Source organism: Stappia sp. P2PMeth1, from assembly GCF_900185735.1.
Lineage (GTDB): Bacteria > Pseudomonadota > Alphaproteobacteria > Rhizobiales > Stappiaceae > Stappia.
The window spans coordinates 24,339-42,481 of the sequence record NZ_FYAW01000061.1 but is presented as its reverse complement, the minus strand read 5'-3'; the positions used below and the strand labels follow the sequence as shown (position 1 = coordinate 42,481).

Annotated in this window: 14 protein-coding genes; 7 read left to right on the top strand and 7 right to left on the bottom strand. The window is 66.9% G+C overall.

Annotated features, from left to right (window positions below):
* The first annotated feature begins 79 nt into the window (after positions 1–79).
* Together P2PM1_RS24855 and P2PM1_RS24850 are read left to right on the top strand one after the other, a co-directional pair.
* Positions 80–1,471: a dipeptidase gene (locus tag P2PM1_RS24855; RefSeq protein ID WP_186400956.1), complete on the top strand. Its 1,392-nt coding sequence runs from the start codon at positions 80–82 to the stop codon at positions 1,469–1,471.
* A gap of 21 nt (positions 1,472–1,492) precedes the next feature.
* Positions 1,493–2,074 (top strand): TIGR00730 family Rossman fold protein, encoded by a 582-nt coding sequence (locus P2PM1_RS24850; protein ID WP_186400955.1) that lies wholly within the window; start codon positions 1,493–1,495, stop codon positions 2,072–2,074.
* Between the two features lie 122 nt (positions 2,075–2,196).
* On the opposite strand, the gene P2PM1_RS24845 is transcribed toward P2PM1_RS24850, so the two are convergent.
* Positions 2,197–2,898 carry a LuxR C-terminal-related transcriptional regulator gene (locus P2PM1_RS24845; RefSeq protein WP_186390046.1) on the bottom strand — a complete coding sequence of 234 codons (702 nt, stop codon included), beginning with the start codon at positions 2,896–2,898 and terminating at the stop codon, positions 2,197–2,199.
* 622 nt (positions 2,899–3,520) lie between these two features.
* Between P2PM1_RS24845 and P2PM1_RS24840 the strand changes: the two genes are divergently transcribed.
* Both P2PM1_RS24840 and P2PM1_RS24835 read left to right on the top strand, forming a co-directional pair.
* Complete coding sequence (locus tag P2PM1_RS24840) at positions 3,521–4,108, top strand: DUF1131 family protein (RefSeq protein ID WP_186400954.1); 588 nt, start codon at positions 3,521–3,523, stop codon at positions 4,106–4,108.
* Positions 4,109–4,203: 95 nt separating this feature from the next.
* Positions 4,204–5,643 (top strand): TIGR03808 family TAT-translocated repetitive protein, encoded by a 1,440-nt coding sequence (locus P2PM1_RS24835; protein WP_186400953.1) that lies wholly within the window; start codon positions 4,204–4,206, stop codon positions 5,641–5,643.
* 71 nt (positions 5,644–5,714) lie between these two features.
* On the opposite strand, the gene P2PM1_RS24830 is transcribed toward P2PM1_RS24835, so the two are convergent.
* From P2PM1_RS24830 to P2PM1_RS24810, 5 genes are all read right to left on the bottom strand, one after another.
* Complete coding sequence (locus P2PM1_RS24830; protein WP_186400952.1) at positions 5,715–6,740, bottom strand: asparaginase; 1,026 nt, start codon at positions 6,738–6,740, stop codon at positions 5,715–5,717.
* Position 6,741: 1 nt separating this feature from the next.
* Positions 6,742–7,968, bottom strand: coding sequence for an aminotransferase (locus tag P2PM1_RS24825; protein ID WP_186394226.1), 1,227 nt, complete (start codon positions 7,966–7,968; stop codon positions 6,742–6,744).
* A gap of 153 nt (positions 7,969–8,121) precedes the next feature.
* Positions 8,122–9,507 carry a homospermidine synthase gene (locus tag P2PM1_RS24820; RefSeq protein ID WP_186390123.1) on the bottom strand — a complete coding sequence of 462 codons (1,386 nt, stop codon included), beginning with the start codon at positions 9,505–9,507 and terminating at the stop codon, positions 8,122–8,124.
* Between the two features lie 278 nt (positions 9,508–9,785).
* Positions 9,786–10,919, bottom strand: a complete 1,134-nt coding sequence (locus tag P2PM1_RS24815) for a type III PLP-dependent enzyme (RefSeq protein ID WP_186400951.1) — start codon at positions 10,917–10,919, stop codon at positions 9,786–9,788.
* A 666-nt stretch (positions 10,920–11,585) separates the two neighbouring features.
* Positions 11,586–12,506 carry an EF-hand domain-containing protein gene (locus tag P2PM1_RS24810; RefSeq protein WP_186394210.1) on the bottom strand — a complete coding sequence of 307 codons (921 nt, stop codon included), beginning with the start codon at positions 12,504–12,506 and terminating at the stop codon, positions 11,586–11,588.
* Positions 12,507–12,705: 199 nt separating this feature from the next.
* Here P2PM1_RS24810 and P2PM1_RS24805 point away from each other — a divergent pair, with 199 nt between their 5' ends.
* The 3 genes from P2PM1_RS24805 to P2PM1_RS24795 all read left to right on the top strand — a co-directional run bounded on the left by P2PM1_RS24805 (position 12,706) and on the right by P2PM1_RS24795 (position 15,565).
* Positions 12,706–13,434 (top strand): response regulator, encoded by a 729-nt coding sequence (locus tag P2PM1_RS24805; RefSeq protein ID WP_186390052.1) that lies wholly within the window; start codon positions 12,706–12,708, stop codon positions 13,432–13,434.
* Positions 13,431–14,900: an ATP-binding protein gene (locus tag P2PM1_RS24800; protein WP_186400950.1), complete on the top strand. Its 1,470-nt coding sequence runs from the start codon at positions 13,431–13,433 to the stop codon at positions 14,898–14,900. The genes P2PM1_RS24805 and P2PM1_RS24800 overlap by 4 nt, the downstream gene beginning before the upstream one ends.
* A gap of 302 nt (positions 14,901–15,202) precedes the next feature.
* A complete protein-coding gene (locus tag P2PM1_RS24795; RefSeq protein ID WP_186390054.1) occupies positions 15,203–15,565 on the top strand; it encodes a PilZ domain-containing protein in 363 nt (120 codons plus the stop codon).
* 90 nt (positions 15,566–15,655) lie between these two features.
* On the opposite strand, the gene P2PM1_RS24790 is transcribed toward P2PM1_RS24795, so the two are convergent.
* Positions 15,656–17,830 (bottom strand): malate synthase G, encoded by a 2,175-nt coding sequence (locus tag P2PM1_RS24790; protein ID WP_186400949.1) that lies wholly within the window; start codon positions 17,828–17,830, stop codon positions 15,656–15,658.
* Between the last annotated feature and the right edge of the window lie 313 nt (positions 17,831–18,143).

Genomic DNA, 18,143 nt, shown 5'->3' with positions numbered 1-18,143 from the left:
CCATGCTGGGCCTCCTCCTTGGCGTGCCGGCGGCAGTCATGCCGGCCCAACGCCCACCCTTTCACAGCGGAGCCCAACCATGTCCCATCTCGACCGGGTCCTGTCTCGAATCGACGCCGATTTCGACGCCTCCCTCACCCGCCTCTTCGATCTCGTTCGGATCAAGAGCATCTCCACCGACCCCGCCTTCAAGGCTGACTGCCGGCAGGCGGCGGAGTGGCTGGCGAGCGAACTGACGGCGATCGGCATTCCGGCAAGCGTGCGCGACACCACCGGCCATCCCATGGTCGTCGGCCATCGCAAGGAGGACGGCAAGAGCGGCCCGCATGTGCTGTTCTACGGCCATTACGACGTCCAGCCGGTCGATCCGCTCGACCTGTGGGAGCGCGATCCGTTCGATCCGGCCGTGGTGACCCGGCCCGACGGCTCGAAGATGATCGTGGCCCGCGGCGCCGCCGACGACAAGGGCCAGCTCATGACCTTCGTCGAGGCCGCGCGTGCCTGGATCGCCGAGACCGGCAGCCTGCCGGTGTCGGTCTCCGTGTTGCTGGAGGGCGAGGAGGAGTCCGGTTCGCCGTCGCTCCATCCATTCCTGACCGCCAACAAGGACGAACTCGCCTGCGATCTGGCGCTGGTCTGCGACACCGGCATGTGGGACCGCGAGACGCCCGGCATCACCACCATGCTGCGCGGCCTTGTCGGCGAAGAGATCACCGTCACCGCCGCCGACAAGGATCTGCATTCGGGCATGTATGGCGGGGCCGCGCGCAACCCGCTGCATGTGCTCGCCGATATTCTCTCCGGCCTGCATGACGAGACCGGCAAGGTCACCCTGCCCGGCTTCTATGACGGCGTCATAGAGATGCCGGAGGACGTGCGCGCCCTTTGGGACAAGCTCGGCTTCGACCACGAGGCCTTCCTCGGCGGCGTCGACCTGAAATACCCGGCCGGCGAGAAGGACCGCACCGCGCTGGAGCAGATCTGGACGCGCCCGACCTGCGAGGTCAACGGCGTGTGGGGCGGCTACAACGGTGCCGGCTTCAAGACCGTGATCGCCTCGCAGGCCCATGCCAAGATCTCCTTCCGCCTGGTCGGCGACCAGGATCCGGACAAGGTGCGTGCCGCCTTCCGTGCCTATGTGGAGGCAAAACTGCCGGCCGACTGCACCGTCACCTTCCAAAAGCATGGCGGCAGCCCGGCCCTGCGCCTGCCGTTCGACAGTCCAGCGCTCGCCAAGGGCCGCAAGGCGCTGTCCGACGAGTGGGGCCGCGAGGCTGCGCTGATCGGCTGCGGCGGTTCCATTCCCATCGTCGGCGACTTCAAGACCATGCTGGGCATGGACTCGCTGCTGATCGGCTTCGGTCTCGACGACGATTGCGTCCACTCGCCCAACGAGAAATACGAGATGACCAGCTATCACAAGGGCATCCGCTCCTGGGCCCGCGTGCTCGACGAACTGGCGAAGGGCTGACGGATATCAATGGCGACGGACATGAAATCCATCTGCGTCTTTTGCGGCTCCAGCATAGGATCGAAACCCGCCTATCGCGAGGCGGCCATCGCAACCGGCGCAGCCATTGCCCGCTCCGGCCGGCGTCTTGTCTATGGCGGGGCGAAGGTCGGGCTGATGGGTGCGGTCGCTGACGGCGCGCTGGCGGCCGGCGGCGAGGTCATCGGCGTGCTGCCGCTCTCCCTCCAGGAAAAGGAACTGGCCCATCCAGGCCTCAGCGAGTTGCATATCGTCGCCTCGATGCACGAGCGCAAGGCAATGATGGCCGACTTCTCCGACGGGTTCGTCGCGCTTCCGGGCGGCGCCGGCACGCTGGAGGAACTGTTCGAGATCTGGACCTGGGGCCAGCTCGGCTACCATCGCAAGCCCTGCGGCTTCCTCAATGTCGATGGCTTCTACGACGGACTGCTGACCTTCCTCGACCTGCAGCGCGACGAGGAATTCGTCAAGCCGGTGATGCGCGACATGGTGCTGGTGGCAAGCGATCCGGCCGAGCTGATCGCCAGGTTCGAGCGCTACGAGCCGCCGGCAACGCCCAAGTGGATCAAGCGCGACGAGACCTGACGCACCGGCACCGATCCGCGCGGACACAAATCAAACGGCCACCTGGAGGATCCTCCAGGTGGCCGTTTTCGTTCCGCTTATCGGCCGCCTTTCGGCAGAGCCTGTCGGAGCCGCCTCCGGCGTCAGAGCCGGATCTGGCCGTAGCGCAGGGCCTCGACCACCGTATGGGTCTTGTTGGAGGCGTTGAGCTTGGCGCTGGCGTTCTGCAGATGCGCATGCACGGTGCGCTGCGAAATGTCGAGCAGGCCGGCAATGTCGCTCGCCGTCTTGCCGAGCGCAGTGAGTTCCAGCACGCGCCGCTCACGCGCGGACAGATCACCGGGACGCTGCGTCGACAGCACACCGAGGTCGATCAGACGCCGGAAGGCGGTGTTGCAGAGCAGTTCCAGGTTGGACAGTTCCACCGACCCCGCCTCGAGGTGGACGCCGCCGCCCATCACCATGGCCTGGAAGGGATGCGTTTCCGTCACCGGCACCACCACAACGCGGGTGTCCCGCCCCAGCGAGGCGAACAGTTCGGAATGCTCCATATCGCCCTGGGTCACGTCCCAGAGGAACGCGCGGGTCCGCATCAGGCCGAGCATCAGCGCTCCATCTTCAGTATCGAGGTCGCTGCGCTCGATGCCGCCGGCCCGCTCGTCGGCCCAGCGGAAGCGATGCACCAGCCCGTCGATCGGCCTGTTCGGCATCGGCAGTCCGGTCACCAGAATATGTGTTGCCCCCAGTCTGCGAAGCTGGGCCTCGACAATGTCGAGAACATGCTTGCCCGTCTGGGCTTCGGCAATCGCCGCCGCCTTGGACTGCGTCTCCATCGGGTCAGCCATCTCTTCCCTGCCTTTCGTCTTCACAAGTGCCTTACCAGTTCGGGCTTGGCATCTTCGACCATGCATACAGCCGCAAATTGCGCCAGTTTGAAGGCCCGAGGCCGTCCGACGGCTGTTCGCGCCAGATTGCCTCGGTCAAACTGGCAAGAACTTCACCGCCTTACGGTCGTACTCCCTCGTCGAAAATCCCTGCCCCGAGAGACGAGAAAGCGACCGAAACATGGATATGCGTGCAGCACCGAGTGCCCTCCCTCCCCCGGGAAAGCGACCGGTCCCGATTTTCCGATTCCATGCCGAGCGGCGAACCTTGTCCGACTTGATCAGACCACGGAATACCGGAGCTCTGCAACCCTCTGTTACCAATAGTTTTTACTGCAACGACAGAAAAGCGCGAAGAACGCCTCGCGTTTCAGTCGCAACGCCACCTTTTCAAGAGGCGCGACAACCGAAACAGCCGCGAGCGCGGGCAGCCACTTTTCAAGGACTTGTCAATTGCGCGAAGGACAAACCCGCCAAGGGCTGCGACAGAAGGAACAGGCTCGAGGCTGCGCGAGGGGGTTCCGTGTCGGGCTCATGAATGCTATCTGCCGGGCCGGGCACAGTCGAGGAGATCCTGTTCAAGATGAAACTGCCATATCCCGCCCTCTGCCTTCTCCTGCCACTGCTTGCCGCATGCTCGCCGAGCGCAGATCTCGACACGGTCAGTTCGGTGCGCACGCAGCCCGGCCCGCAGGTGCGGATCACCGAGGCCGGTGCCGGCGGCATCAATGCCAGCACCCCCTACTCCGCAAAGGCCATTGCCGCCGCGCTGCCCGGCTTCACCACCGAGGGCTTCCAGGCCGCGACCGAGGACAACACCGAATGGGCCATCGGCGCCTATAACGCGCAAGGGTTCCAGGTCCTGCATTTCTACAAGGGCAGCGACGGGAAGCTGCGCGAGATGCATGGCGTGACCCATCACCTGCAAGGCCCCAATGGCGAGCGTATCGGCATGAGCTTCGCCGAGATCGGCACCGCACGCAGCGATTGCCGGGTCGGTCGCAACCTGTGGCGCGGCATGGCGATCTGCAAGGCGCGCGGCGCCAGCAACATCACGCTCGTCTATGCCATCCCGCAATATCCCGGCCCGTTCGATCAACTGGCACCTGGCGACCAGTTGCGCGAGGCCGTGCTGCAGCGGATCATCTGGACCCCCCTCGGCAGAACCTGACCGGTCGCATCTCCGCGCCATGACCTGCGTCCCATTTCGGGACGCAGATGTCGGCATGCCGCTTGCGTGGCTGCCGGCGGGGAGAGTGGATGGGCATGAAACGAGACAGGCAAGCACGAGTGCGGCAGGCGCCCTCCGAGGCGCAAGCGGAACCGACGCGCCGCGGTTTGCTGCGCGGCGGACTTGCTCTTGCCGGTCTCGTTTCACCTCTTCTTTTGCCGCAGGCCGCAAGGCCCGTGGCGGCTGCGGTGCGGGTCGCGGACCTGCGCGGCACCATCGAGGCGAGCGAGTTCGGCGTGCGCCCCGGCGCAGCCGACGACCAGAGCGCCCTGCTGCAGCAGGCCATCGATGCGGCGGCCGATCGCGGCCGGGCCCTGTTCCTGCCCGGCGGCCGCTATACCGTTGCCAATCTCCGCCTGCCCCCCGGCACCCGTCTTGTCGGCCTGCCCGGCCAGACCCGGCTCGACTACCAGGGCGGCGGCCATCTGGTGTTCGCGCAAGGGCCGGGCACCATCGGCATGGAGGGCATCCATTTCGACGGCGACAACCGGCTGCTCGGCGAATACACGCCGGCTCTGCTGCATTTCGCCGATGTCGACGACCTGTTGATCGAGGGCTGCGCTATTACCGGCAGTTCGCAGGCCGGCCTGGCGCTCGATCGATGCGGCGGGCGCATCACCGGCAACGCGATCTCCGGCGCGCGCACGGCGGGCCTGCGCTCCATCGAGGCGCGCGGCCTGTCGATCACCGACAATCACGTCCATGACTGCGCCAATGGCGGCATCCTCGTGCATCGCTGGAGCGAAGGCGAGGACGGCAGTATCGTCTCCGGAAACCGGATCGAGCGGATCTCCTCGCGCGATGGCGGCACGGGCCAGAACGGCAACGGCATCAACATCTTCCGCGCCCATGGCGTCATCGTTAGGGGCAACCGCGTTGCCGACTGCGCCTTTTCGGCGATCCGTTCCAACGCCGGCTCCAACGTGCTGATCGAGGGCAATTCCTGCCTCCGCTCGGGCGAGACGGCGATCTATTCCGAGTTCGCGTTCCAGGGGGCGGTGATCGCCAGCAACCTTGTCGATGGCGGCGCCATCGGCATTTCCATCGCCAACTTTCTCGATGGCGGCCGGCTTGCCACCTGCTCCGGCAACATCGTCCGCAACATCGCCGATACCGGCCCCTATCCGGCCGAGGTGCAGGGTTTCGGCATCGGCATCGCGGTGGAAGCCGACACCGCCGTCACCGGCAATGTGGTGGAAAAGGTGGCCCGCTTCGGTCTGAACCTGGGCTGGGGGCCTTACCTGCGCGACGTCAGCATCGCCTCCAACGTCATCCGCGACTGCCCCGTTGGCGCGGCGGTGACCGTGGTGGAGGGCGCCGGCACGGCGCTGATTTCCGGCAATATCTTCTCCGGCACGCCGGGCGGTGCCATTATCGGACATCGCTGGAAGGAGGCCGTCACCGGCGATCTCACAGGGCCGGACGCCGCAGACGGCTTCGGCCACCTCGCCATTCAGGGCAACATGGTGCGGTAAGGCGGCCTTACGGCCTCGGGCAAGGCGCCGGCCGCCAGATCTCTCAGGTCAGATCTCTCAGGCCAGATCTCTCAGGTCAGATCTCTCAGCGGAGCAAAGGCCTCCTCAACGGCGCGAATGTCGCCGACATGGCGGCCGTTCCAGTTCTCCAGCCGCGGGGCACGCCAGCGGGCAAGCGCCTGTGCCTCGTCCTCGTCGAGATCGAGCAGCGCGTCGATGACGGCCGCCATCATCGTCTCGGCCGCGCGCGTTGCCCCGTCGTCGCATTTCAGCGCCACGCCGAAGCCAAGTTCCGGGATCGCGGCCGTGAACACCCCTTCGGCGCCGGTCTTGACGAAGACGCGCCCGCCGAGCGCCGCCATCACCTCGGTGCAGAAGCGCCCGGTCCCCGCCACCATGAACGGGTTCCCGACACAGGCATTGTAGATCCGCTTCGCCGCCTCGGCCCGCAAGGGCTCCAGCCCGTCGCCGGTGCCGAGACAGGCGAAGCCGCGCGCCAGCGGCGCCAGCGGCATGGCATAGGTGGGGATCGAGCAGCCGTCGGTGCCGCGCGCCATGTCCGTCAGATCGACGCCGCAGATCTCGCCGATGGCCGCCCGGACCTCCCGTTGCACGGGATGGTCCGGCTCGACATAGCCGCGCGTCGGCACGCCGAGCGTGCGGGCCAGCCCGAGGAATCCGGCATGCTTGCCGGAGCAGTTGTTGTGCAGCGGACAGGGATTGGCGTCGGCGCGGTGCAGGACGGCGACGTCCTCCATGCGCTGCGGCCAGTGGCTGCCGCATTCCAGCGCGTCCTCGTCGAGGCCGGCCTTCATCAGCATCACCCGGGCAGCGCTGACATGCACCGCCTCGCCGCTGTGCGAGGCGCAGGCGAGCGCCAGTTCCGCGTCGTCGAGGTCGAGCGCATCCGCCGCCCCCGACTCCACCAGCGGCAGCGCCTGCAGCGCCTTCACCGAAGAGCGCGGGAAGACCGGGCGCGCGTGGTCGCCAAGCGCAGCAACGACACGGCCCGCCGCGTCGACCACCACCAGCGCGCCGCGATGCCGGCTTTCCACCGTCTCGCCGCGCAGCACCTCAACCAGCACGGGATTTCCCATTTCAGGCCCTTTCGGCTGCCGCCTGCACGGACCCGGGCGCGGCCAGCACGGCGGAGACGCCGCCGCCGCGCGCCGACAGGAAGGCGCCCAGCCGTTGCAGCGCCCCGTCCAGCACCTCGTCCTTCTTGCAGAAGCAGAAGCGCACGAAATTGGTTGGCGCATCGGCGACATAGAAGGCCGAGACCGGCACAGCGGCAACGCCCGCCTCCTCGACCAGTTGCCGGCAGATGTCGACGTCCGTGCCCTGAAGCCCGAGAGTGGAGACATCGCAGGTCAGGAAATAAGTGCCCTCGCAAGGCAGCACGCCAAAGCCGAGCGCGGCGAGCCCGCTGGCGAAGCGATCGCGCTTGGCCTGCATCTCCTCGCGCAGGGAGACGAAATAGCTGTCTTCCTTGCCGAACCCATAGGCCACCGCCTTCTGCAGGTTGGGCGGCGTCGTGAAGGTGACGAACTGATGCGCCTTGGCGATCGGGTCGAGCAGGTTCGGCGCGGCCGTGACATAGCCGACCTTCCAGCCGGTCAGCGAGAAGGTCTTGCCGGCGGAGCCGATCCGCACCGCGCGCTCGCGCATGCCCGGAAACGCCATCAGCGGCAGGTGCTGGCGACCGTCGAACAGCAGGTGCTCATAGACCTCGTCGCAGATCGCATAGACGCCATGCTCGTTGCACAGCCGCGCGATCGCCGCCAGTTCCTCCTCCCCGAACACCTTGCCGGCCGGGTTCATCGGATTGTTGATGAGGATCGCCTTGGTGTTCTCGGTGAAGGCGTCGGCGAGCTTGCCGAGGTCGAGCTTCCATTGCGGCGGGGTGACGCGCAGACGCACCGGAATGCCGCCCGCCCGCTTCACCAGCGGCAGGTAGCAGTCATAGAGCGGCTCGATCAGGATGACCTCGTCGCCCGGCTCCAACAGCGCCAGCAGCACGTCGGCCAGCGCCTCGGTCGCGCCCGAGGTCACCATCACCTCGCTCTGCCAGTCGACATCGAGGCCGTAGAACCGCTTGGTCGAGGCGGCGACCGCCTGGCGCAGTTCCGGCAGGCCCAGCATCGGCGGATACTGGTTGGGGCCGGCCATCAGCGCATCGGCAGCGGCCTGTCGCACATCCTGCGGTCCGTCCACATCCGGAAAGCCCTGGCCGAGATTGATCGCCCCATGGGCGATGGCGAGCCGCGACATGGTCTCGAAGATCGTCGTCGGCAGTCCGGTAAAGACGGGATTTGTCGGCTTCATGCTGTGCTTGCGTTCCCACATGGCGACGGTATCCGGGGGTTGTAGCCATTCGCGGCGGCTGCGTCGAGTGAGGATGCGCGAACGGCCCGCGCCGCCCTTCCTTCTGGAAAGATCGGCACGGGCCGCCGGAGTGTCCGTCCTGCTGCGAAAAGGTCAGCGCACCAGGATGTTGCGGAACTGCCAGGGATCGCTCTCGTCGAGATCCTCCGGGAACAGGCCCGGACGATCCGTCAGCGGCGTCCAGTCGGTGTAGTAGCCCTTGACCGGACCGAGATAGGGCCGCTGGACCTCCAGGCAGCGCCTGTAGTCCATCTCATCGGCCTCGACGATGCCCGAGGTCGGGTTCTCCAGCGCCCAGACCATGCCGGCAAGCACGGCCGAGGTCACCTGCAGGCCCGTCGCGTTCTGGTAGGGAGCGATCTCGCGGGTCTCCTCGATGGAGAGCTGCGAGCCGTACCAGTAGGCGTTCTTCTCGTGGCCGTAGAGCAGCACGCCGAGTTCGTCGATGCCGTCGACGATCTCGTCCTCGCCGAGCACATGCAGCGTCTCCTGCATCTTGCCGGCGGCGCCGAACAGTTCGTGCAGCGACAGCACCGCGTCATTGGCCGGGTGGTAGGCATAATGGCAGGTCGGGCGGTAGACGACCTTGCCGTCCTCCTTCAGCGTGAAGAAGTCGGCGATGGAGATCGACTCGTTGTGGGTGACCAGGAAGCCGTACTGGGCGCCCGGCGTCGGGCACCAGGTGCGCACGCGGGTGTTGGCGCCCGGCTGCTCCAGGTAGATCGCCGCCTTGCAGCCCTTCTTGTGCTTGCGGGCGTTCTTCGGCATCCAGGTCTCGTGCGTGCCCCAGCCCAGTTCGGACGGCTGAAAGCCCTCGGAGAGGAAGCCCTCGACCGACCAGGTGTTCCAGAACGCGCCCATGGGCTTCGGCTTCCTGGCCCGCTGGGTGTCGCGCTCGGCAATGTGCACGCCCTTGACGCCGACCTTCTTCATGAGCTTCGCCCAGCCCTTGCGGGTGGTCGGCTCCTCGAACTTGGTGCCGGTATCGCGGGCAATGTCGATCAGGGCCTGCTTGACGAACCAGGAGACCATGCCGGGGTTGGCGCCGCAGCAGGACACGGCGGTGGTGCCGCCGGGGCTCTTCTTCTTCTCGCGGCGCACGGTCTCGCGCAGGGCATAGTTGGTGCGCGAGGCGTTGTCGGCATTCTCGTCGAAATAGAAGCCGAGCCACGGCTCGACCACCGTATCGATGTAGAGGACGCCGAGTTCGCGGCACAGCTTCATCAACTCCAACGACGAGGTGTCGACCGACAGGTTGACGCAGAAGCCCTGGCCCTCGCCTTCCGTCAGGAGCGGCGTGAGAACCTCGCGGTAGTTGTCCTTGGTGATCGCCTGCTTGAGGAACTTGTAGCCGCGCTCGTCGACCAGCTTGCGGTCGGCATCGACCGGGTCGATCACCGTGAAGCGGGACGTATCGAAGCGGAAATGCCGCTCGATCAGCGGCAGCGTGCCCTTGCCGATGGAGCCGAAGCCGATCATCACGATCGGGCCGGAAATCGTTCCGTGAACGGGCCAGGACTTCTCCGCCGCGGTGGCGGTCGCGGCCGCCTCGAGCGCCGGGGCGGGCTTCGTCGTCTTCTTCTTCGCCGCCGGCTTCTTCGCTTCGGTCATGGCGGGTGTCCTTCTACTTGCAACTGTCTGCCTGGCGGCACCGGGCAGGCACCGTCCGGGCTGGACCATAACGCCGGCCGGCCGCTTTCGCGACCGGCCGGCCCGGATTTGTCAGGGGATTTATTGGGCCCGATTCGGGGTGACCGTCAGATGACGTAAGAGCGCAGGGGCTCGAAGCCGTTGAAGGCCACCGCCGAATAGGTGGTGGTATAGGCGCCGCAGGACTCGATCAGCACCTTGTCGCCGATCGAAAGGCTGACGGGCAGCTCGTACGGGGTCTTCTCGTAGAGCACGTCGACGCTGTCGCAGGTCGGGCCGGCGAGCACGCAAGGGGTCTTGCGGTCCGCATCCTTGTCCGTGCGGATCGGATAGCGGATCGCCTCGTCCATGGTCTCGGCCAGACCGTTGAACTTGCCGATGTCGAGGTAGACCCAGCGGATCTCGTCCTCGGCTTCGGACTTCTTCGAGATCAGGACGACCTCGGCCTCGATCATGCCGGCATCGCCGACCATGCCGCGGCCCGGCTCGATGATGGTCTGCGGGATGCGGTTGCCGAAATGCGTCGCGAGACCGCGCAGGATCGCCTCGCCGTAGCGCGGCACGCCCGGCACGTCCTTCAGGTAGCGCGCGGGGAAACCGCCACCCAGGTTGACCATCGACAGCATGATGCCGCGCTCGGCCATCTCGCGGAAGATCGCGGCGGCAGAGCCCAGAGCCGTGTCCCAGGCCTCGACATTGGCCTGCTGCGAACCGACATGGAACGACACGCCGTGGGCGATCAGGCCGAGACGGTGGGCGTGCTCCAGCACCTGCGGCGCCATGGAGGGCGCGCAGCCGAACTTGCGAGACAGCGGCCAGTCGGCGCCGGCGCCATCGCACAGGATGCGGCAGAACACCTGCGCGCCGGGCGCGGCACGGGCGATCTTCTCGACCTCGACCTCGCAGTCGACGGCGAACAGGCGCACGCCCAGCTCGAAGGCGCGCGCAACGTCGCGCTCCTTCTTGATGGTGTTGCCGAAGGAAATGCGCTCGGGTCCCGCGCCGGCAGCCAGGGCCATCTCGATCTCCGGCACCGAGGCGCAGTCGAAGGAGGAGCCGAGGCTGGCGAGCAGCGCCAGGATCTCGGGAGCCGGGTTGGCCTTCACCGCGTAGAACACGCGGGTGTCCGGCAGCGCCCGCTCGAAGGCGACATAGTTGTCCTTGACGATGTCAAGGTCGACGACAACGCAAGGCCCGTCGCCTCGTCGCTGCCGCAGGAAGTTCTTGATGCGCTCGGTCATGGCATTCACCCGCAAGTCCGAATTCCGGTACAGGTGCATATGCGATCGCGTCTCCCGCCCGCGTTGGAGACGGGGAGAAAACGGACGCCATATGCAACGGTCGGGTTCGACGCCTGCATACGCGCAAGCGTGTCGCCGTTCCGCGATTGCTGCCTTGGATTGGATCGGGTGTCCCGAACCGCACGGCCGGCAATGATGTAACAAGTGCCTCTTCAGTGACCCCGGGACTTGGAAACCCGGCAGAGACCAAAAAAGCCCTCTTACGTCGTTGCTTTAAGCCATCCGTTTTGTCGCTCTATTCCGGACAGGTCCGGGCCCTTTTGAGCGACTGCCACCTTTCGGTTGGACGACCACGGGCACGTGCGAATTTGGGCAAGCGGAGATATGAATCAGGAGCCTGTCTTAATCAAGGGGAAAATCCTCCGGCCGGGCGCATTTTTTGCGCTTTCCCGATGCATTCCCGCTTTTCGCTGTGACTTTTGCCGATAGGCGAAACGGGCCGGGCTGCACGAGACGGGCGCGGCGCCGGCGCCGCAGGGGAATCAGGCTCTCCCGGCCGGCACAGACGCCTCCTTGCGGACGTCTCCTTGCAGATGCGAACGGCGGGACACGAGGTCCCGCCGCTTGCACGGTTCAGTGACGAGGTCGCGCGGGGAAGGCGCGTCCTCAGTTGTTGCCGCCACGCGGGCCTTCACCACGCGGGCCTTCACCACGCGGACCGGCACCACGCGGGCCTTCGCCCTGCCAGCGCTTGCCGTCGCGATCCCGCATGCCGCCGCGCGGGCGGTCTTCACGCGACAGGGCACCGTCGCCGTTGCGGTCCATGCGGGCCACGAGGCCTGCGAAGGGACGCGCTGCTTCCTCTCGGGTGATGGCAAGGTCCCCATCGCGGTCGAGGCGCTGGAAGGCCCGAACCATGCGCCCGTCGATGCGCTCGGCCCACAGCGTTGCGAACTCCTCGAGCGTCAGCGCCTTGTCGCCATCGGCATCAGCCTTGGCGAAGGCCTCGGCGCGGGAGGCGCGGATCTCGTCGGCGGTCACGTTGCCGTCACCGTCCATGTCGAAGCGCTCCATCATCCGTCCGTGACCGCGCGGCCCCGGGCCGCGCTTGCCGCTGTCGTCGCCGCGTCGCTCCATGCGCGCCGCCATCCGATCCATCGGACGGTTGTATTCCGCCTCGGTGATTTTGCCGTCGCCGTCACGGTCGAGGCGCTGGAAAGCGCGCACCCGCTGCTCGCTGAACTCGTTCTGGTAGGCGACCTTGAACTCGTCCAGCGTCACCTTGCCGTCGCCATTGGTGTCGGCGGCTGCGAAGGTCGCCTCCACCTTGGCGTCGATCTCGGCCTGGGTCACCTTGCCGTCGCCATCGGTGTCGAAGCGCTCCATGAACATGCGCGCCATGTCGCCGCGGCGGCCGTGATGCCAGCCCTTCTTGCCACCACGATGGGACTGGTGCCAGCCCGGCTTGCCGCCATCGCGGCCCCAGCCGTACTTGCCGCCGTCGCGGTCGGCAAAGGCGGGCATGGCGGTGGTCCCGACCAGCGCCGCGGCGAGGGCGGCGAGCGTGATCTTCCTGAAAGTCGTCATCGCGTCATCTCCTTGTCGGTCACTGCGATGACACCGGTCTAGCGGCCGCTTGTCGCTGAAATGTGCCCGCAAGACCGCCTTTGTGTCGCAAGCTGTCACGTGCCGCGCACCCGTTACATCTGGATACAATTGCGGTTTCCCTGCTCGTTCGGGCGGAGATATCTAGAGTGGGAGGCAGACAGTCGAAGCGGAAGCAAGCATGAGCGAAAGCGGGCCCCACATTCTCGTCGTCGACGACCACCGCGACATTCGCGAGTCGCTGGCGCGCTACCTGCGCAAGAACGGGTTGCGCGCCTCGGTCTCGGAAAACGCCGCGCAGGCGCGCAAGTTTCTGAAGGCGGCGGCGGTGGACCTTGTCGTGCTCGACATCATGATGCCCGGCGAGGACGGCCTGTCGCTGTGCCGGTCGCTGGTGGAAAGCGGCACCATGCCGGTGATCCTGCTCACCGCCATGGCCGAGGACACCGACCGCATCGTCGGACTGGAGATCGGCGCCGACGATTATGTCACCAAGCCGTTCAACCCGCGCGAACTGCTCGCCCGCATCCGGGCGGTGCTGCGCCGCTCCTCGCAGGTGCCGAAGCCGCGCGATCCGGTCGAGGCCGAGACCCTGGCCTTCGCCGGCTGGCGGCTCGACGTGCCGCGGCGCCTGCTGACCGGCGAGGACGGCGTCGCCACGCCGCTGTCGAGCGGCGAGTTCCAGCTTCTCATCGCCTTCCTGAAACGCCCGCGCATGGTGCTGTCGCGCGACCAGTTGCTCGACATCACCTCGGGCCGCAGCCCCGCCGCCTTCGACCGCTCCATCGACAATCAGGTCAGCCGGCTGCGCCGCAAGATCGAGCCCGATCCGAAGAATCCGGAGCTGATCAAGACCGTGTGGGGCGGCGGCTACACCTTCACCGCCGAGGTGGAGGACATCGGAGCATGACGACCCGCTTTCGCCCCTGGCCGCGTTCCCTCGCCGGCCAGCTCGTCGCCCTGCTGCTGATCGCGGTGGTCCTTGCCCAGGCGCTCACGCTGTGGCTGTTTGCCGGCGAGCGGCGGGTGGCGCTGGTGGAGCTCGCCCGCAACACCATCGTCTCGCGCACCGTCTCCCTGGTACGCCTGGTCGAGGCCGCGCCCGAAAGCCAGCATCCGGACATGCTGCGGGCCATCTCCAGCCGCTTCCTCTGGTATTGGATCGACGAGACCCCTGCCCTGGCCGAGGCCGGCCGCGGCAAGACCGACCAGCGCATCGCCACCGTCCTTGGCGAGGAACTCGGCACCGACAAGACGATCCGGGTCGACGTATCCCGCCGCGAGGTGTCGCATGCGCCCCCCGCGCGCCGGCGCATCGATGTCGGCGACGGCGAGGGAGAGGACGACGAGGGGGAACTCTACGGAGATGACGGCGCGCGCGGCCATCCTGGCCCGCATCGCCACGGCCAGTGGCGCTCGGCCCCCGTCTCGCTGACCCTGTCCGTCCAGCTCTCGGACGGGCGCTGGCTCAACGGCGCCAGTCGTTTCCGCGTGCCGCGCAACACCATGCTGCCGGTGTTCGTCACGGTGGCGCTGATGGCGGCGGCCATCGTCCTGGTCATCGGGCTCACCGTGCGCCGCCTCACCCGCCCGTTGCGGGAGCTGGCGGCCGCGGCCGAACGGCTGGGGCGCGGCGAGGATGTGGAACTCTTGCGCGAGGGGGGGCCGCTGGAGGTGCGCGGCACCATTCACGCCTTCAACGTCATGCAGGATCGCCTGACCCGCTTCGTGCGCGACCGCACGCGCATGCTGGGGGCCATCAGCCACGACCTGCGCACGCCGATCACCTCGCTGCGGATCCGCGCCGAGTTCATCGACGACGACGAGAACCGCGAGAAGATGATCGAGACCCTCGACGAGATGCAGCGCATGGTCGAGGCGGCGCTTGCCTTCGCCCGCGACGAGGCTTCTCGCGAAGTCGGCGCGCCGACCGATCTCGGCGACTTCATCGATGCCATCGCCGAGGACTATCGCGATATCGGCCGGCCGGTCGCCTTCGATCCTCCGCAGCGGCGCTGCGTGGTCTCCTGTCGGCCGCTCAGCCTGAAGCGGGCGCTACGCAACCTGATCGACAACGCCGTGCGCTATGGCGGAGACGCTGAGATGGCGCTCGCGGTCGAGGGGGGGCAGGCGATCATCACCGTGCGCGATCACGGCCCCGGCATCCCCGAGGAGCGGCTCAAGGACGTCTTCGAACCCTTCGTGCGGCTGGAGGAATCGCGCTCGGAGGAAACCGGCGGCATCGGCCTCGGCCTCTCCATCGCCCGTTCCATCGTGCATGCCCATGGCGGCACGCTGACGCTCGGCAATCACCCGGCGGGAGGTCTGGAGGCGCGGATCGCGCTGCCGATGGACGACTGGCCCGGCCGCCGCTGAACGCCCGCCACCGCTGCTCGTCCAGGCGAAGGAACGCGCTCGCGGCAGTTTGCCACGTCGCCCCCGCCCAGCGTCGATTCCGCAGGGGAAAATATCGGATTCCGTCGCGGTAATTTAAAACTTTAGCTCAATTTTAATCTATATACGCCCCCAATATCAGCATTAAGTGAGCTTTCGCGCCGCTTAATCTCCAACGCACGGGTCAACCGGGAGGGAGCGCATCCCAGGCGGGAGAACATTCTCTCCTTTTCACAGTGCCAGGACATGGGAGGGCGGGGGCCCTGTCACCACGAAACCGCTACATGCCATCGACGATGGCGCAAAAGGAACGCCGACAGTCACCCAGGGTGGCAGGCGAGGTTCGGGTCGTCATCATGACCATGCGCGGGCCAATGGCTGCGAGCATGACCGATCTCAGCCTGACGGGATGCCGGATCCGTTGTGCCGACCTGCCGAACTTCGCGCTCAGCGTGCGCATCTCAATCTGCGGGCACGGGCTGGACCTGCGCGCCGAACAGCGCTGGCGGCGGGGCAACGAGACCGGCTGGCGCTTCATCTACAGCGACCGCGAGCAGGAGCGCCTGAAGGACGCGCTGCATCGGATCGAGAGCGGCCGCAAGACGGGGCAGACCATCGTCCAGCCCTTCCGCCCCTCCGGACGCTAACCCCTCGCCGGACTCAAAGCGCCTTGAAACGAAAAAGCCTCCCGACCTGTCGGCCGGGAGGCTTGGCGGGTTCTCGTGTCGTGGGACGGATCAGGCGCCGGCAGCGGCCTTCGCCTCCAGGCGGCGGGCATGCAGCACCGGCTCGGTGTAGCCGGACGGCTGCTCGCGGCCCTTGAACACCAGGTCGCAGGCCGCCTGGAAAGCGATCGAGCCGTCGAAATCCGCAGCCATCGGCCGGTAGAGCGGGTCGCCGGCGTTCTGGCCGTCGACCACCTTGGCCATGCGCTTCATCGTCTCCATCACCTGCGCCTCGTTGCAGACGCCATGGCGCAGCCAGTTGGCGATGTGCTGGGAGGAGATGCGCAGCGTCGCGCGGTCTTCCATCAGGCCGACATTGTTGATGTCCGGCACCTTGGAGCAGCCGACGCCCTGGTCGACCCAGCGCACCACATAGCCGAGAATCCCTTGCGCGTTGTTGTCGAGCTCGGCCTGGATCTCCTCCGCCGACCAGTTCGGCCGTTCGGCGACTGGGATCGAGAGGATGTCGTCGAGGCTGGCGCGGCCGCGCGCCCGCAGTTCCTGCTGACGGGCGGCGACGTCGACCACATGATAATGCAGCGCGTGCAGGGTGGCGGCGGTCGGCGACGGCACCCAGGCGGTGTTGGCGCCGGCCTTCGGGTGACCGATCTTCTGCTCCAGCATCGCCTGCATCAGGTCGGGCATCGCCCACATGCCCTTGCCGATCTGGGCGTGGCCCGGCAGACCGCATTCCAGGCCGATATCGACATTCCAGTTCTCATAAGCCTGGATCCAGGCGGCCTGCTTCATGTCGCCCTTGCGGATCATCGGCCCGGCCTCCATCGAGGTGTGCATCTCGTCGCCGGTACGGTCGAGGAAGCCGGTGTTGATGAAGCACACGCGCGAGGAGGCCGCACGGATGCACTCCTTGAGGTTGACGGTGGTGCGCCGTTCCTCGTCCATGATGCCCATCTTCAACGTGTCGGCGGCAAGGCCCAGCGCCTGCTCGATCCGGCCGAACAGCCGGTCGGCGAAGGCGACCTCGTCGGGGCCGTGCATCTTCGGCTTGACGATGTAGAGCGACCCGGCGCGCGAGTTCATCCGCCGTCCGCCGCCAGCCGGGCCACCCGTCCCGATGTCATGCATGGCGATCAGCGCCGTCATCATGCCGTCGAGAATGCCCTCCGGCACCTCCTTGCCGTCGCGGTCGAGGATCGCCGGCGTCGTCATCAGGTGACCGACATTGCGCACCAGCATCAGCGAGCGGCCGTGCAGCACCGTCTCGCCGCCCGTCGGCGTCGTGTAGGTCCGGTCGCCGTCCATGCGGCGCACCATCTCGCGTCCGCCCTTGGCGAAGGAGGCGGTCAGGTCGCCCTTCAGCAGGCCGAGCCAGTTGCGATAGGCGACGACCTTGTCTTCCGCATCGACGGCCGCGACGGAGTCTTCGCAGTCCATGATGGTGGAGACGGCCGCCTCCAGCACCACGTCGGAGATACCCGCCGGATCGGTCCTGCCGATCGGATTGTTCCGGTCGACGGCGACCTCGATATGCAAGCCGTTCTTGACGAAGAGCACGGCCTCGGGGGCGGAGGCCTCGCCGCGATAGCCGACGAATTGCGCCGGATCGGACAGGGCAAGGGCTGCACCGCCCTCGCCCGCGACGGTCAGCTTGCCGCCCTCGACGGAAAACCCGGTGACGCTCGCCCAGGGCGCCGACAGCGGCACGCGCGCATCGAGCAGTGCCTTGGCATGAGCGACCACCTCGGCGCCGCGCGCCGGATCGTAGCCGCCGCCCTGCGGCAGGCTGCCCATGGCATCGGTGCCGTAGAGCGCGTCATAGAGCGAACCCCAGCGGGCATTCGCCGCGTTCAGCGCGTAACGGGCGTTGGTGATCGGAACGACGAGCTGCGGGCCGGCGATGGCGGCGATTTCCGGGTCGACATTCTCCGTCGTCACCGCGAAAGCCTCGCCCTCCTCCACCAGATAGCCGATCTCGCTGAGAAAGGCCTTGTAGGCGGCAAGGTCGACCGGGCCGGGATGGGCACGGTGCCAGTCGTCGATCTTTGCCTGCAGCGCATCGCGCCTTGCCAGCAACTCGCGATTTTCCGGCGCCATATCGTGAACGATGGCCGACAAGCCCTCCCAGAACGCGTCCGCCGTCACGCCGGTGCCCGGCAGGGCCTCCTGCTCGACGAAATCCCGCAGTTCCGGGGCGATCTTCAGGCCGGCAATCTCGATACGGTCCATGGCGTCGGCACTCCCTGATGACATCTGGCGCGGGTGGCAACGCCAGCCCCGCGATCCTTGTTCGAACGGGCCCCGCACGGCAAGAGGCCGAGGCAGAGGAGCCCGCGCGAAACGGTTCGCCATGAAACCCAAGCCCCCTCACCCGGTCAATCTTGCACAAATCGAAAAGACTTGATCCTGAAAGGAAACAATCGCGAGATCCTCGCCGCCCCTGCTCATCCGGCAGGCAGAAGCGGTTTGCATTTCTCGAAAATACCGGTCCAAATTTCCCCATGGTGTGATCGCCGGATCATTGCCGCGGGGGGAACTGGAT